This is a genomic window from Lysobacter oryzae DSM 21044, from assembly GCF_059568595.1.
The window spans coordinates 105384-121057 of the sequence record NZ_JCANTQ010000014.1; the positions used below are offsets into that span (position 1 = coordinate 105384).

General features: G+C 67.2%; 16 protein-coding genes. 12 read left to right on the forward strand and 4 right to left on the reverse strand.

Annotated features, from left to right (window positions below):
- Positions 1 to 178 precede the first annotated feature (178 nt).
- On the reverse strand, positions 179 to 679 hold the full coding sequence (locus tag BP05_RS14405; protein ID WP_496364983.1) for a C40 family peptidase: 501 nt from the start codon (positions 677 to 679) through the stop codon (positions 179 to 181).
- 147 nt (positions 680 to 826) lie between these two features.
- On the opposite strand from BP05_RS14405, the gene BP05_RS14410 reads away from it, so the two are divergent.
- Positions 827 to 1306: an FKBP-type peptidyl-prolyl cis-trans isomerase gene (locus tag BP05_RS14410; RefSeq protein ID WP_496364661.1), complete on the forward strand. Its 480-nt coding sequence runs from the start codon at positions 827 to 829 to the stop codon at positions 1304 to 1306.
- A gap of 178 nt (positions 1307 to 1484) precedes the next feature.
- Here the strand turns inward: BP05_RS14410 and BP05_RS14415 are convergent, their stop codons facing one another.
- Together BP05_RS14415 and BP05_RS14420 are read right to left on the reverse strand one after the other, a co-directional pair.
- Positions 1485 to 2591, reverse strand: coding sequence for a M35 family metalloendopeptidase (locus BP05_RS14415; RefSeq protein ID WP_496364663.1), 1107 nt, complete (start codon positions 2589 to 2591; stop codon positions 1485 to 1487).
- A gap of 83 nt (positions 2592 to 2674) precedes the next feature.
- Positions 2675 to 4264 carry a M4 family metallopeptidase gene (locus tag BP05_RS14420; RefSeq protein ID WP_496364665.1) on the reverse strand — a complete coding sequence of 530 codons (1590 nt, stop codon included), beginning with the start codon at positions 4262 to 4264 and terminating at the stop codon, positions 2675 to 2677.
- A gap of 252 nt (positions 4265 to 4516) precedes the next feature.
- Here BP05_RS14420 and BP05_RS14425 point away from each other — a divergent pair, with 252 nt between their 5' ends.
- Genes BP05_RS14425 through BP05_RS14435 form a run of 3 tightly spaced genes read left to right on the forward strand, consistent with a single transcriptional unit; the run spans position 4517 to position 6781 of the window.
- Positions 4517 to 5776: an NAD(P)/FAD-dependent oxidoreductase gene (locus BP05_RS14425; RefSeq protein ID WP_496364985.1), complete on the forward strand. Its 1260-nt coding sequence runs from the start codon at positions 4517 to 4519 to the stop codon at positions 5774 to 5776.
- Between the two features lie 49 nt (positions 5777 to 5825).
- Positions 5826 to 6608, forward strand: a complete 783-nt coding sequence (hutG, locus tag BP05_RS14430) for an N-formylglutamate deformylase (protein WP_496364667.1) — start codon at positions 5826 to 5828, stop codon at positions 6606 to 6608.
- Complete coding sequence (locus BP05_RS14435; protein ID WP_496364669.1) at positions 6605 to 6781, forward strand: hypothetical protein; 177 nt, start codon at positions 6605 to 6607, stop codon at positions 6779 to 6781. Before hutG ends, BP05_RS14435 begins: the two co-directional genes overlap by 4 nt.
- A gap of 88 nt (positions 6782 to 6869) precedes the next feature.
- Here the strand turns inward: BP05_RS14435 and parE are convergent, their stop codons facing one another.
- Positions 6870 to 8777: a DNA topoisomerase IV subunit B gene (parE, locus tag BP05_RS14440; RefSeq protein WP_496364671.1), complete on the reverse strand. Its 1908-nt coding sequence runs from the start codon at positions 8775 to 8777 to the stop codon at positions 6870 to 6872.
- 245 nt (positions 8778 to 9022) lie between these two features.
- Between parE and BP05_RS14445 the strand changes: the two genes are divergently transcribed.
- From BP05_RS14445 to ispF, 8 genes are all read left to right on the forward strand, one after another.
- The gene (locus BP05_RS14445) at positions 9023 to 9646 is read left to right on the forward strand and encodes a hypothetical protein (RefSeq protein WP_496364673.1); all 624 of its coding nucleotides are present in this window, start codon (positions 9023 to 9025) and stop codon (positions 9644 to 9646) included.
- Between the two features lie 135 nt (positions 9647 to 9781).
- Positions 9782 to 10060 carry a hypothetical protein gene (locus BP05_RS14450; protein ID WP_496364675.1) on the forward strand — a complete coding sequence of 93 codons (279 nt, stop codon included), beginning with the start codon at positions 9782 to 9784 and terminating at the stop codon, positions 10058 to 10060.
- A 178-nt stretch (positions 10061 to 10238) separates the two neighbouring features.
- Positions 10239 to 11906 carry a CTP synthase gene (gene pyrG / locus BP05_RS14455; protein ID WP_496364987.1) on the forward strand — a complete coding sequence of 556 codons (1668 nt, stop codon included), beginning with the start codon at positions 10239 to 10241 and terminating at the stop codon, positions 11904 to 11906.
- A complete protein-coding gene (gene kdsA / locus BP05_RS14460) occupies positions 11903 to 12736 on the forward strand; it encodes a 3-deoxy-8-phosphooctulonate synthase (protein ID WP_496364677.1) in 834 nt (277 codons plus the stop codon). Before pyrG ends, kdsA begins: the two co-directional genes overlap by 4 nt.
- 38 nt (positions 12737 to 12774) lie before the next feature.
- Positions 12775 to 14061 (forward strand): phosphopyruvate hydratase, encoded by a 1287-nt coding sequence (gene eno / locus BP05_RS14465; RefSeq protein ID WP_496364679.1) that lies wholly within the window; start codon positions 12775 to 12777, stop codon positions 14059 to 14061.
- Positions 14062 to 14077: 16 nt separating this feature from the next.
- Entirely contained in the window at positions 14078 to 14428 is a 351-nt protein-coding gene (ftsB, locus tag BP05_RS14470; RefSeq protein ID WP_496364681.1) for a cell division protein FtsB, read from the forward strand.
- Between the two features lie 3 nt (positions 14429 to 14431).
- On the forward strand, positions 14432 to 15127 hold the full coding sequence (gene ispD / locus BP05_RS14475; protein ID WP_496364683.1) for a 2-C-methyl-D-erythritol 4-phosphate cytidylyltransferase: 696 nt from the start codon (positions 14432 to 14434) through the stop codon (positions 15125 to 15127).
- Positions 15128 to 15181: 54 nt separating this feature from the next.
- Positions 15182 to 15661 (forward strand): 2-C-methyl-D-erythritol 2,4-cyclodiphosphate synthase, encoded by a 480-nt coding sequence (gene ispF, locus BP05_RS14480; RefSeq protein ID WP_496364685.1) that lies wholly within the window; start codon positions 15182 to 15184, stop codon positions 15659 to 15661.
- Positions 15662 to 15674 lie beyond the last annotated feature (13 nt).

The window sequence follows — 15674 nt, forward strand, 5'->3', positions numbered from 1 at the left end:
GACCCGGGCGGGCCGGGTAAGGGTGGTGCCAGCAGGGCGGCCGTACTTTCGGGTCGTCACGCGGTCATCACTGAATCAGAACCGGGGCCGATGATGCCTACCCGGGTGGGGGAGGTTGTTCAGAAAAAGTTAACTTGTCGTTAACCGCGCTGCCCGATTGGCCAAAACGGGCGCCCGGTCACTCCAGCACGCGTCGGGCGCCGGAGTAGTGGTCGCGCCAGTAAGGGCCGTCCAGGTAATCCAGACGAACGGTGCCGCCGGTGCTCGGGGCGTGCACGAAGCGGCCTTTGCCTACATAGATGCCCACGTGGGACACGCTGCCCCCGGACCCGAAGAACACCAGGTCCGCCGCCGCGAGCCGATCGGGCTGGATGCGGGGCCCCTGCCAGCCGGCGAGTTCGCGGGAGGTGCGCGGCAGCCGCAGGTCCAGCACGTCGCGATAGACGTAGTTGACCAGGCCGCTGCAGTCGAAACCGCTGTCCGGCGTGTTGCCGCCGTAGCGGTAGGGGGTGCCGACAAGGCCGATGGCCCGCATCAGTACCGCATTGGCGCGAACCGGGTCGGCCGGTGTAACCAGTGGCCACTCGCGATGCGCGGGCAACGGCTGCCGGACCAGCTTGTCCCCGCCACAGGCCGACAGCGCCACGCAGAGGGAAAGGAGCAGGCCGCCCGCTGGCATGGGGCGGACCTTGCCGGGATAATGCGCGGCTCCCTCGGCGGGGCTCGGAACTGGCGTCTTCACGCCCCGGAGCTTGGCCGTTCACGCCGTTGCCGGCAAGGCGCCGGCACTTCCGGCCGCCGTGGCGGCCCACTACCGAGTCACGCAATGAAGATCGAGAAAGACCGCGTCGTCAGCTTCCATTACACCGTCAGCGAGCAGGGCCAGGAACCGCTGGAAAGCTCGTTCGGCCGCGACCCGCTGGTGATCCTGGTCGGCCACGGCAACATCATTCCGGGCCTCGAGCAGGCAATGGAAGGCCGCGAAGCCGGCGACAAGTTCGAAGCCGACGTGGCTGCCGCCGATGCCTACGGCGAGAAGCGCGAAGGCCTGACCCAGCGCATCCCGAAGAAGCATTTCGGCGCCCAGCGCCTGGAGCCGGGCATGCAGGTGATCCTGCAGACCAACTTCGGCCCGCGCGCCGTAACCGTCCAGAAGGTCGGCATGAGCGTGGTCGACGTCGACCTCAACCATCCGATGGCCGGCAAGGACCTGCACTTCGCGATCGAGATCGCGGACGTGCGCGAGGCCTCGGCCGAGGAAATCGAGCACGGCCATGTGCACGGCGAAGGCGGCCACCACCACTGATCGCAAGCGATCGTGCGTTCCTGCAACGGCCCGCCTCCAGCGGGCCGTTGTCGTTTTGGCCATCCCCACGAGACGGCGCGGGCAGGGACGCCCCGAGGAACGGTTGCGCGCCTGGAAAGCGCGCAAAAAGAAAACGGCCCGCTCGCGCGGGCCGTTCCTCATTGCAACTTCGCTTCGCTCAGTTCTGGAACGGGTTGTTCTCGGCGAAGTATTCGTGGTTGTCGGCGTTGTCGAGCGCCGAGGCGGGATCGGAGATCGCCAGGCTCTTCGCGCCCGACTGCCCGTAGACGTGGTCGTCGGTGCCGGCCGTGACGTTGAAGTGGCTCATTTCATGGATCAGCGTGCCGGCCTTGGAGTCGGTGCCCGTGAGCGGGGCGCTCCAGAAGGCGCGGCACACGAAGATCTCATACGGCCGGGTCGGATAGACGTAGGCGTAGTAGCTCTGGTTGCAGCCGCAGTTGATCTTGATCTGGCCCGAGTTCTGGTCCATCGCCGAATCGATGGAAACGAAATGCTGGCTGGCGGTGTTCCAGCGGGAGCTGGTGTAAGCGCCGAACCAGGTGGTGTAACGCGCGCCCACCGTATTGCCGGCGAGGTAGCCCTTGCCGTTTTCCGAGTACTTGCGCGCCTCGACGACGGCCTTGCCGGCGCCGTCGATCTGCGTGGTCGAGCAGCCGACGAAGGAAACGCCGTTGACCACGGTGCCGCCGCCGCTGCCGGGCTTGCCCTTTGCCGTCGCCTGGCCGCCCTTTGCCTCCAGTACGTCGGCGCCGTCGACCCACAGGCGCAGCGGCACGGACTGGATGGCCATCGGCATGCCGTTGGCATTCTTCAGCATCTCGCCATTGGACAGGGAGGCGTGCTGCAACGGCGAGGCCAGGGTGACCAGGTACTCGCCGCTCTTGGACATGTCATAGCTGCCCGAGAGGTCGATGGTCGTGCGCAGGGTCTCCCCGGCGCGCAGGATCGCGAAGTCGGCCGCGCTCGGCAGTCCGCGCTTGATCATCGGCCCCTGGTATTGCACCGGCTGGCCGTCGCGGCTCACCTGGAACAGCTTGGCCTCCATGAATTCCGACGGCAGCTCCCACTTCGGCACGCGCACGGTGTGGTTGCTGGTGTTGCTGATGGTGACTTCGACCGAACCCAGGAAGCCACCATTGGATGCCTGCGCGGCGATCACGCTGACGCGCAGCGGATTGGCCTTGGCGGACGGCTGTGCGGACGCGGCGGCGGCGATGGTGCCGACGAGCACGGCGGAGCAGCACACGACGTTGATCAGCTTCATTCCAAGTTCCTCTCTTTGGACGGGGGACAGCTGGGATCGAAGAAGGGTGGCCCGCTTGCGCGGGCCACCCGGTTACGTCTGGATCAGTTGACGCCTGCGGCGCTCCATGCGCGCGCGACGGTGTTGTATTCGGCCGAATTCAGGCCGTACAGATCCTTGGCTGCATTCAACGTGGCGGCGCGGGCCTGCGGGTAGGTCGTGCTGGAGGTGAAGTACACGTCCATCGCGCGGTACCAGATCGCCGCCGTCTTGACGCGGCCGATGCCGGCGATGGCGGTGTCGCCGTTGCACACCAGCGAGGCCGAGGTCAGGTTGTAGCTCGTGCCCGCGCCGAAGCCGGCCGGGACCACGGCGCCTTCCGACAGCAGGTAGGCGAAGCGGTTGGCGACGCCCGAGCTGTAGTGCGGATCGACGCGACGGCTGAAGCCCCGGCTCGGGTAGCACACCGACGAGCCGCCATCGAGGTCCTGCTTGAACATCTGGCGCAGGGCCTTGGTGCCGTTCGGGTTGGAGATGTAGATCTTCTCGCCGATCAGCCAGTCGCCCGGATCGTTGGCATTGGCGACGGACCACTCGACCATCGTGCCCATGATGTCGGACGAGGCTTCATTGAGGCCGCCGGCATCCATCGAGTAGGCCAGGCCATTGACCGCGGCGGTCACGCCGTGGGTCATTTCATGGCCAGCCACGTCGAGCGCGACCAGCGGACGGTAGGTGACGCCGTCGCCATCGCCGTAGCGCATGCAGAAGCAGCCGTCGCTCCACGAGGCGTTGACCCAGTTGCTACCCACGTGCACGAGGCTCTTGGCGCCGATGCCGTCGTTCTTGATGCCGCTGCGGCCGAAGGTGTTCTTGTAGTAGTCCCAGGTCGCGGCCACGCCGTAATGGGCGTCGGCGGCTGCGGTGGCGCGGTCGGAGTTGCTGCCGTTGCCCCAGACGTTGTCGGCGTCGACGTACTGCGTGCCGGTGGTCGAGGTGGTCGAACCGTTGTTGTTGTCGAGGGTGTAGCCGTTGCCGCGGGTGGTGTCCTTCAGCTCGTAGCCGCCGGCGATCGAGTTGGTGTTGATCGTGACGGTGCCCAGGGTCAGCGTGTTGCCGGTGCCGACGGCAGCAGCGGTTTCGACGGTGTCCCAACCATCCAGGACCTTGCCGTTCTTCGCATCGACGAAGTAACGCATCTCGGTCGGAGTCTGGTCGGCCTTGATGCCGTTCATGCGCACTTCGTACGCCAGCGCCGGCTGGGCGCCACGGGCATAGACCACCAGGCTGGCGGTCGGCACGCCGCGGAAGCCGGGACCAAATTCGGCGCCGGCTTCGACGATGGCCTGGTCGGCGCTGATCTGCGGGACGAGATCCGGGCGGCCCTTGGTCTTCAGGGTCAGCGTGGCGTTCTTGAACTGGCCATTCTTCGAATGCACGACCACGTCGCCGCCGATGACCGGCAGCCCGCGGTAGGCGCGGTCGAAACGCACATGCTCGGTGCCGTCGCGATCGACGACGACGTTCTTGACGGCGAAGCTGTCGGCGTCGGCGCGCTGGACGGCGGAGGCGGCCGACCCATCGACCAGGCCCTGGGCGCGCAGCGCGGCGGGCGAGTCGGTCTTGGCGGCGAAAGCGGGAGCGGAAACGGCGAGCGCGGCCAGAACGGCCGTGCTGAGAAGACGAACTTGCATTGAAGAATCCCTGTCGAGTGATGGAACCGGACGAATCCGGAGACTGCGCACATACACTTCCCCGAACCGGTACAGCGGCGTCGGAAACGTGAATTTGGCGACCAGTCCGGACTGCGGCCCATGCAGCACGGCGGGCGGTGTAGCCGCCAAATTAGGTTCGACTTTGCCGAATCTGTCATGACGCAGTGCAACAAAATGGAGCCAGTGGCTTCTCGTACGCAGCAATTCATTCCAAAGCGAACCCAAATTCAGATGCACAAGAACAACCAGGATGTGGTGGTCGTAGGCGCCGGCGTGGTCGGGCTGGCCAGCGCGCTTGCGCTGCTCGTGGCCGGACGGGGCGTGCGCGTGATCGATGCAGGCCACATTGGCGGCGGCGCCTCCCATGGCAATTGCGGCACGATCACGCCCAGCCATGCACCGCCCCTTGCTGCGCCCGGCATGGTCGCCGTGGCGCTGCGGTGGATGCTCACGCCCGACGCGCCGCTGTACATCAAGCCGCGCATCGATCCCGGGCTGTGGCGCTGGCTGCTCGGGTTTGCCGCGCGCTGCAATCCCGGCGACTGGCATCGCAGCGCGCAGGCCAAGTCGGCGCTGCTAAACGATTCGCGCGCGCGGCTGGCGCAGTGGGTGCGCGACTTCGGTATCGAATGCGAGTTCGCCGAAGCCGGCGTCGATTACGTGTTCCGCGACGCGCGCGCTTTTGCGGAAGAACAGCAGGACATGGCCGCGTTGCGCGAATTCGACGTGGCCGTCGAGGCGATCGACGGCCGCCGCTATGAGGCCCTGGAGCCCGCGCTCATCCCCGGGGTCGCCGGCGCGATCCGTTTCGATGGTGACGCGGTGCTGCGTCCGGACCGCTACGTGGATGAACTGGCGCGACTGGTACGCGAACGCGGCGGCGAGATCATAGAGCAATGCACGTTCGAGTCCGCCGATCCTGGGCACGACGGCGTAACGCTGCGGACCTCTCGGGGCGAGCTGCGTCCGCGCGATGTGGTGTTCGCGTTGGGCGCCTGGTCGCCCAGGCTGGCGGATGCGATCGGGTTCCCGGCGCTGCGGCGCGCCATGCAGCCGGGTAAGGGATATTCGATCACCTATTCCGCGCCGTCGCTGGTGCCGCGCCGTCCGCTGGTGCTGCGCGAGCGGTCCGTGTGCGTCACCGCATGGGGCAGCGGCTTCCGCTTGGGCAGCACGATGGAGTTCTCCGGGTACGACGACACGCTCAACGAGCGGCGCCTCGCCGCGCTCGAGCGCGGTGCAGCCGAGTACCTGCGCCGGCCGGTCGGGCCGGAGGTGCGCGAGAAGTGGTACGGCTGGCGGCCCATGTGCATCGATGACGTGCCGTTGATCGGGCGTGTTCCCCACCGCGATGGCCTGTGGCTGGCGACTGGCCACGGCATGATGGGCGTGAGCATGAGCGCGGCGACCGGCGAGCTGGTCGCGGACCTCATGACCGGCCGCGACTGCGCGGTGGATCCCACGCCCTATCGCCCGGAACGCTTCCGCTGAGCGCTCACCGGGCGGATAGAGACGACGAGCAACGACTGCAGGAGCAGCCATGACCCCGATATTCGAACTCCACCGCGGTACCGCGCCGCTGCTGGTGAGCCTGCCGCACAACGGCAGCGACATTCCTGCGGCGTTGCGCGAACGCATGGTGGAGCGCGCGCGGGCGGCGCCGGATACCGACTGGCACGTGTCGCGCCTGTACGCGTTCGCGCGTGAGTTGGGGGCATCGATGCTCGTGCCGCGCTATTCGCGCTACGTGATCGACCTGAACCGTCCGCCCGACGACACCTCGCTGTATCCCGGCCAGAACACCACTGGCCTGTGCCCCGCGGTGCAGTTCACTGGCGCCCCCGTGTACCTGGATGGACAGGCGCCGTCCGCGGACGAGATTGCAGCGCGCATCGAAGCGTACTGGCGGCCGTACCACGCAGCGCTCCAGGCCGAACTCGCGCGCATCCACGCCGCGCACGGCAATGCCCTGCTTTGGGAGGGGCATTCAATCAAGGGCAGCGAGCTCGAATTCCTGTTCCCGGGCCGGTTGCCCGATCTCAACCTGGGCACCTCCGGCGGCGCGAGCTGCGCGCCGCAGCGGCAGGCCCGAGTCGCAGCCGCGCTGGCGGCGCAGTCGCGCTACGACTACGTGGTCAATGGCCGCTTCAAGGGCGGCTACATCACCCGGCACTACGCCGATCCGGGTCGCGGCATCGATGCGATCCAGCTGGAAATCAGCCAGCGCATCTACATGGACGAGGCAACGTTCGACTACGACCCCATCAAGGCCGCGCAGGCGCAAGCCGTCGTTCGTTCCCTGCTCGAGGCAGCGCTGGCATGACCCATCTCGGTGCCCATACGCCCCGCCGGAAGCAGGGGCATTACCGGTTTTCCGTCGCGGTGCTGATCGCCGCGGCATGCGCGATCGCGTGGACGCTGGGCACGCTGTTCCCGGCCGAATTGCATCAGCTGGCCCGGCGGGCGCAGGCGACGGTCGCGGCGCTGCGCAAGTAGTCCGCGGCAGTCGTAGCTTGCTCCGGGTCAGGCTATTGAGATAGCCACGGCGGAAAGCGTTCCGCCGCGGCGATTAACGGGCCGACGATCAGACCTCCAGGGTCGCCAGGTCGCCCTTGGTTTCCAGCCAGCTCTTGCGATCCGACGCACGCTTCTTCGCCAGCAGCATGTCCATGAGCGAATGCGTTTCCGCGCTGTCGTCGACGGTCAGCTGCACGAGGCGGCGCGTATCCGGATGGATGGTGGATTCGCGCAACTGCGACGGGTTCATCTCGCCCAGGCCCTTGAAGCGGGTGGTGTTGACCTGGCCGCTGAAGCCCTTCTTGCGATCGCCCTTCTCGCGCTCGATCTTGTCCAGCAGCAGGCGCTTTTCCTCTTCGTCGAGCGCGTAGAACACCTGCTTGCCCACGTCCACGCGGAACAGCGGAGGCATCGCCACGAACACGTGCCCGGCGTCCACCAGGGCGGGGAAGTGCTTCACGAACAGCGCGCTCAGCAGCGTGGCGATGTGCAGGCCGTCGGAGTCCGCATCGGCCAGGATGATCACTTTGCCGTAGCGCAGGCCGCTGATGTCGTCCTTGCCCGGGTCGCAGCCGATCGCGACTGCGAGGTCGTGCACTTCCTGCGAAGCGAGCACGCTGCCGGAAGCGACTTCCCAGGTGTTCAGGATCTTGCCGCGCAGCGGCAGGATCGCCTGGAAATCCTTGTCGCGCGCCTGCTTGGCGCTGCCGCCGGCCGAGTCGCCTTCCACGAGGAACAGCTCGGTGCGGGAGAGGTCCTGCGACGTGCAGTCGGCAAGCTTGCCGGGCAGGGCAGGACCCTGGGTGACCTTCTTGCGGACGATCTGCTTTTCGGTCTTCAGGCGCGCCGCGGCGCGTTCGATCGCAAGCTGCGCGATCTTCTCGCCGAGGTCGGTGTGCTGGTTAAGCCAGAGCGAGAAAGCATCGTGCGCGGCGTTCTCGACGAAGCCGGCGGCCTGGCGCGAGGAGAGGCGTTCCTTGGTCTGGCCGCTGAACTGCGGGTCGGTCATTTTCACCGACAGCACGAACGACACCCGGTCCCACACGTCTTCGGGCGCGAGCTTCACGCCGCGCGGCAACAGGTTGCGGAAGTCGCAGAACTCGCGCAGTGCATCGGTGAAACCGGTGCGCAGGCCATTGACGTGGGTGCCGTGCTGCGCGGTGGGAATCAGGTTGACGTAGCTTTCCTGCACCAGCTCGCCTTCCGGCAGCCAGGCGACGGCCCAGTCGACGACTTCGGTGTCCTTCTTCAGCGAGCCGACGAACAGGTCCGGCGGCAACACTTCCATGCCGGCCAACTCGCCCTTGAGGTAGTCGCGCAGGCCGTCCTCGTACATCCACTCGTGCTTTTCGCCGGTGGCTTCGTCGAACAGCTTCACCGTCAGGCCGGGGCAGAGCACCGCCTTGGCGCGCAGCAGGTGGCGCAGCGCGCGCACGTTGAACTTGGGCGTGTCGAAGTACTTGGGGTCGGGCCAGAAACGCAGGCGCGTGCCGGTGTTCTTCTTGCCGACGCTGCCGACGACCTCGAGCTTCGACGCCCGGTCGCCGTCCTTGAAGCTCATCCGGTATTCGTTGCCATCGCGCTTGATGAAGACGTCGACATGCCTGGACAGGGCGTTGACCACGCTCACGCCGACGCCGTGCAGGCCGCCGGAGAAGGTGTAGTTCTTGTTGCTGAATTTGCCGCCGGCATGCAGGCGCGTGAGGATCAGTTCGACGCCGGGGATCTTCTCCTCCGGGTGGATGTCCACCGGCATGCCACGGCCGTCATCGGCAACCTCGCAGCTGCCGTCGTCATGGAGCACGACCTCGATGCTGCGCGCGTGTCCCGCGAGTGCCTCGTCCACGGCGTTGTCGATGACTTCCTGCGCCAGGTGGTTGGGCCGCGCGGTGTCGGTGTACATGCCGGGCCGGCGCTTGACCGGATCCAGGCCGGAGAGAACTTCGATGTCGGCGGCGTTGTAGCGTGAACTCATGGGGGCTTGCTGTGGGGCTTCGCGTGAGCGTCGGGGGACAAATGTTGATCGATCCCCCGAAGGAGCCGCGAGCATGGCGACCCGGTCCGGAAGGGTCAAGCATGAACGGAGGCTCCCGCGTGGGTGTTTTCCCCATGGCCAAATTCAGGAGCGAGTCGGTGCGCTGTGCCTACGGTCACCGCGTCGCAGAGGCAGCGACGCCGCAGGCACACCGCCTGAGGCATCCCATGACTGCAGGAGATCACATGCATAAGACACTTTTGACCGCGATGGTGGCCGGCGCCCTGTTCGCCCCGGTTGCACATGCCCAGGTGGGCGTGAACCTGGGCGGCGGCGGCAACATCGGCGTGGACACCCGTTCCATTGGCATCGGCGCCGGTGCGCGTGGCGATCTCGGCGTGGACGCGCGCAATTCGCGCATCGACGCCCGCAAGAACGCCGATGCCCAGGTGCAGGGCAACGCCGTGAGCGACACCGCGCAGACGGTGAACGGTGCGGCCCAGGCCGGTTCGGAGAAGGCCGCCCAGGTCGGTTCGACGGTGCGCGGTACTGCCCGCGCGGGCGCCCAGGCAGCAACCAACGCCAGCGCGCAGGCGGTCGATTCGGTGAGCGGCAACGCCAACGCCGCCGCGAATTCCGTGCTTGGCGCGGCCGGTGGCGCCAGCGTCGCCGCAACTGCGGCCGGCCAGGGGCAGGCGGCTGCGGGCCTCGACGGCAGCGCGCAGGCTGCGGCCAACGCCGCGGGCCAGGCGGGGGCGAATGCCGGCGCGGGCAAGGACGATGCGGCCAACCGCACCGATGGCAAGCAGCCGGCCAAGGACAAGGCATCGCGCGAGAAGAAGGTGCGCCGGGACGAGCAGCGTCGCTGACCGTCGCAGGTGGGCGCTGGGAAACGCCCGGGTTTTCCCGGGCGTTTCGCTTGTCCGCGCCATTCAGTCCCGGGCATGGCCGGATGGCGTAAGGTGGCCCCCGCTGCGAGGTTCTGCAGCCCAGAGGAGATGAGAATGACGATGCGCAAGTTGCTGCTTCCCACCCTGATCGCCGCCGCGCTCGCCGCGCCCGCCGTGTCCGCGCAGCAGGCTTCCGCCGCGCAGGCCACGGACAAGGCTGCCGATGCCAAGGCAAGCAGCGAGGCTCGCAAGGCAGACGCCGACAAGTCGGATGCCACCAAGTCCGACGCACGCAAGGACAAGCAGGACGCGAAGGCCAAGGCCGGCAAGAAGTCGTCCGGCAAGGCGAACGCCGACGAGCAGCCCGACGAGCCCGAAGAAGACGGCCGCTGATCGCCGACGCCTTTGACCAGAACGCCCCGCATCGCCGGGGCGTTCTTCTTTGCAGCGGCCGCCGCTGCAAAGCCCATGGAACGGGCGCCCGCGGCCCCGTCAAGCTCGCCCCGACCGCTCCCAGTCTGTAAACTGTGGCTTTCCGGGAGCCTGCTTCCCCATGACCCCCCAAAATTCCATAACGCCGCTCGTCTTTGTCACCGGCGGCGTGGTGTCTTCGCTTGGCAAGGGCATCGCGGCCGCCTCGCTGGCCGCCATCCTCGAAGCACGCGGCCTGCGCGTGACGATGATGAAGCTCGATCCCTACATCAACGTCGATCCGGGCACGATGAGCCCGTTCCAGCACGGCGAGGTCTACGTCACCGACGACGGGGCCGAGACCGACCTGGACCTGGGCCACTACGAACGCTTCCTGCGCGTGCGCCTGTCCGGCAAGAACTCGATCACCACCGGCAAGATCTACGAGTCGGTGATCCGCAAGGAGCGCCGCGGCGATTACCTGGGCGGCACCGTGCAGGTGATCCCGCACATCACCGACGAGATCAAGCGCCGCATCGATGAGGCCACCGCCGGGTTCGACGTAGCCCTGGTGGAGATCGGCGGCACCGTCGGCGACATCGAATCGCTGCCGTTCCTGGAGGCCATCCGCCAGATCCGCACCGAACGTGGCCAGGACAAGGCGCTGTTCATGCACCTCACCCTGGTGCCGTACATCGCGGCCGCGGGCGAGCTGAAGACCAAGCCCACCCAGCATTCGGTCAAGGAACTGCGCTCGATCGGCATCCAGCCCGACATCCTGCTGTGCCGCAGCGAGCAGCCCTTGCCGGACGGCGAGCGCCGCAAGATCGCGCTGTTCACCAACGTGCCGGAAAAGGCCGTGATCTCCGCGATCGACCTGGACAACATCTACAAGATCCCGATGTGGCTGCACCAGCAGCAGCTCGACCAGATCGTGGTCGAGCGCCTGCGCCTGGAGGGCAAGGCCAAGCCGGAAGCCGACCTGTCGGAGTGGAATGCGGTGGTCGACGCGGCCGAGCACCCGGTCGACATCGTCACGATCGCCGTCGTCGGCAAGTACATCGACCACCAGGACGCGTACAAGTCGCTCGCCGAGGCGCTCAAGCACGGCGGCCTGCGCCAGCGCACCAAGGTCAAGCTGAAATGGCTGGAATCCACCGACGTGGAGCAGAACGGCGGGAAGGTGCTGGAGGGCGTCGATGGCATCCTCGTTCCGGGTGGCTTCGGCGATCGCGGCTTCGAAGGCAAGGTGCTGACCGCGCAGTACGCCCGTGAGCACGGCATTCCCTATTTCGGCATCTGCTACGGCATGCAGGCCGCCGTGGTCGATTACGCGCGCCACGTGCTGGGTTTCGCGGATGCCAACAGCACCGAAAACGACAAGCAGTCGCAGCATCCGGTGATCGGCCTGATCACCGAGTGGCGCACCGCTACCGGCGACGTCGAGCGCCGCAGCGAGGAATCCGACCTGGGCGGCACCATGCGCCTGGGCCTGCAGGACCAGCGCATCAAGCCCGGCACGCTCGCCCGCGACCTGTACGGCAAGGACGTGGTCGGCGAGCGCCATCGCCATCGCTACGAGTTCAACAACCGCTACCTCAACCAGCTCGAGAGCGCGGGACTGGTGATCAGCGCCAAGTCCATGGACGAGACGCTGGTGGAAATGGTGGAGCTGCCGCGCAGCCAGCACCCGTGGTTCCTGGCCTGCCAGGCGCACCCGGAATTCCTGTCCACCCCGCGCGACGGCCATCCGCTGTTCATCGGGTTCATCCGCGCCGCGCGCGAACACAAGGCAGGCGGCCGCCTGTTGAAGGAAGCCACGGCATGAAGCTTTGCGGATTCGAGATCGGCCTCGACAAGCCCTTCTTCCTGATCGCCGGTCCCTGCGTCATCGAGTCGATGCAACTGCAGCTCGACACCGCCGGCACGCTGAAGGAAATCACCTCCGAGCTCGGCATTCCCTTCATCTTCAAGTCGAGCTTCGACAAGGCCAACCGTACTTCGGTGTCGGGCTTCCGCGGCCCGGGCATGGAAGAAGGCCTGAAAGTGCTGGCCGAAGTGAAAAAGCAGCTCGACCTGCCGGTGCTCACCGACGTGCACGAATACACGCCGATGGACGAAGTCGCGAGCGTGGTCGACGTGCTGCAGACGCCGGCGTTCCTGTGCCGCCAGACCGACTTCATCCAGAACGTTGCCCGCGCCGGCAAGCCGGTGAACATCAAGAAGGGCCAGTTCCTGTCGCCGTGGGAAATGAAGCATGTCGCCGACAAGGCGCTGGCGACCGGCAACAAGGACATCATGGTCTGCGAGCGCGGCGCCAGCTTCGGCTACAACAACCTGGTCAGCGACATGCGCTCGCTGGCGGTGATGCGCGACACCGGCTGCCCGGTAGTCTTCGACGCCACGCATTCGGTGCAGCTACCTGGCGGCGCCGGCGGCAAGAGCGGCGGCCAGCGCGAATTCGTGCCGGTGCTTTCGCGCGCGGCGATGGCGGTGGGCATCAGCGGCATCTTCATGGAAACCCATCCGAAGCCGGAAGAAGCGCTCAGCGACGGTCCCAATGCCTGGCCGCTGCCGAAGATGCGCGCCCTGCTGGAGACGCTGCTCGAACTCGACCGCGTCACCAAGAAGAACGGCTTCCTCGAAGCCGGCGTCTGACCCGTACCCAATTCACTTCAATCGCAAACCCACTGACGATGACAACGATCGCCAAAGTCCACGCCCGCGAGATTCTCGACAGCCGCGGCAATCCGACCCTCGAAGCCGAAGTCACCCTGAGCGACGGCAGCTTCGGCCGTGCCGCGGTACCCTCGGGCGCCTCGACCGGTACCAAGGAAGCCGTCGAGCTTCGTGATGGCGACAAGACCCGCTACCTCGGCAAGGGCGTGCGCAAGGCGGTCGAAAACGTCAACACGACGATCGCTTCTGCGCTCGCCGGGATGGACGGATCCGACCAGGCCGCGATCGACAAGCGCCTGATCGACCTCGACGGCACCGAAAACAAGGGCCGCCTTGGCGCCAATGCGCTGCTCGGCGTGTCGATGGCGAATGCGCACGCGGTCGCCGCGTCGAAGAAGCTGCCGCTGTGGAAATACCTCGCGGGCAACCGCCAGGCGATACTGCCGGTGCCGATGATGAACATCATCAACGGCGGTGCGCACGCCGACAACAACGTCGACATGCAGGAATTCATGATCCTGCCGGTGGGCGTGGGCAGCTTCAGCGAAGCGCTGCGCGCCGGCACCGAGGTGTTCCACGCGCTCAAGTCGGTGCTCAAGGGCCGCGGCCTTAGCACTTCGGTGGGCGACGAGGGCGGCTTCGCGCCGGACCTGCGCTCCAACGAGGAAGCGCTGGAAACCATCCTCGAGGCGATCGGCAAGGCCGGCTACAAGGCGGGCGAGGACATCCTGCTCGGCCTCGACGTCGCCTCGAGCGAATTCTTCGAGAACGGCAAGTACAACCTCACTGGCGAAGGCAAGCGCCTGACCAGCGAGCAGTTCGTCGACTTCATGGCCGACTGGTGCACCAAGTACCCGATCATCACGATCGAGGACGGCATGTCCGAGCACGACTGGGCCGGCTGGAAGCTGCTCACCGATCGCATCGGCAACAAGGTGCAGCTGGTCGGCGACGACCTGTTCGTGACCAATCCGAAGATCTTCAAGGAAGGCATCGATCAGGGCGTCGCCAACGCCATCCTGATCAAGGTCAACCAGATCGGCACGCTGACCGAGACCCTGGAAGCCATCGCGATGGCCGACGCCAACCGGTACGCGGCGATCGTCTCGCACCGTTCCGGCGAAACCGAGGACACCACCATCGCCGACATCTCGGTCGCGACCACCGCGACCCAGATCAAGACCGGTTCGCTGTGCCGCAGCGACCGCGTGGCCAAGTACAACCAGCTGCTGCGCATCGAGGAAGCCCTCGGCGCCGCCGCGAAGTACGCCGGCCGCGATGCGTTCGTGTCGCTGAAGCGCTGAGCCCGCACGCCCGGTGATGCGCTGGCTGCCGCCTCAATTTGGCCGGCTCGTGCTGGTGGCGCTGGTGGCGCTGCTGGCATTCCTGCAATACCGCTTGTGGCTGGGCGAGGGCGGGCGGCGTTCGGTCGCCGCCCTGCGCCAGCAGGTCGAGCAGCAGGCCCGTGAGAACGAAGGGCTCAAGCTGCGCAATGCCGCCTTGGCCGCGGAAGTCGAGGATCTCAAGTCCGGCGAAGCCGCAGTGGAAGAGCGCGCACGCAGCGAACTGGGCATGATCAAGCCCGGCGAAACCTTCTACCGCGTCGTCGAGCCGCAAACGCCGGCGGATGCGCAAGGCGACGGCGCGGCGGACGCCGGATCGAAGCCCTGATCCATGGCCGGCGCGATCGGCATCTGGGCCGTCATTCCCGCCGCCGGGCGCGGTGCGCGCTTCGGCGGCGAGGTTCCCAAGCAGTACCTCGAGGTCGCTGGCCGGCCGCTGATCGCGCATGCGCTCGGTGCGTTGCTGGCGCATCCGGCCGTCGCAGGCGCGGTGGTCGCATTGGCTGCCGACGACCGGCGCTGGCCGGGTTGGACCTCGATGCATGGCAAGCCGGTGCTGACCTGCACCGGCGGCGGCGAACGCGCGGATTCCGTGCTGGCGGCGCTGCGGGCGTTGCCGGCCACCGTGGCGGACGACAGCCTGGTGCTGGTGCACGATGCGGCGCGACCGAACCTGCGCGGCGCGGACATCGGCCGCCTGATCACCGCCGCCGTGCAACACGCCGACGGTGCGCTGCTGGCGGCACCCGTGCGCGACACGCTCAAGCGCGCCGACGATGAGGCCTGCGTGGCGGCGACCGAGCCGCGTGATCGCCTGTGGCGCGCGCTGACGCCGCAGGCGTTCCGACGCGCGCCGCTCACGGCGGCCCTCGAACGCGCGCGCGCCGACGGCGTGCTCGTGACCGACGAGGCGATGGCAATGGAGCGGGTCGGCGCGAGGCCCAGGCTGGTCGAAGGGCGCGAAGACAACCTCAAGGTCACCACCCCGGCCGATCTGGCGCTGGCCGGCTACCTGCTGTCGCAATGACATTTGTCCCACACTCGTCCGACCTGGCGCCGGCGGCGTCGTAAGGCATCGACCATGAATTTCCGCATCGGCCAGGGTTTCGACGTCCACGCCTTCGGCGAAGGCGACCACGTGGTGCTCGGTGGCGTGCGCATCGCGCACGAGCGTGGCGTGCTAGCGCATTCGGATGGGGACGTGGTGCTCCATGCGCTGTGCGACGCCATGCTGGGCGCGCTCGCTCTGGGCGACATCGGCCAGCACTTCCCGCCCAGCGACCCGCAATGGAAGGACGCCGACAGTCGCGCGTTCCTCCGGCACTGCAACCAGCTGCTGGCCGATCGCGGCTGGCGCGTGGGAAATGCCGACGTCACGGTGGTGTGCGAACTTCCGAAGGTCGGCCCGCATGCGTCTGCGATGCGCGAGCTGATCGCCGCGGACCTGCAGGTGGAATCGGACGCCATCAGCATCAAGGCCACCACCAGCGAACGCCTCGGATTCACGGGCCGGGGCGAGGGCATTGCCGCGCAGGCCGTGGTCCTGCTGGTGGCGCGATAACCCGCGGCGAATT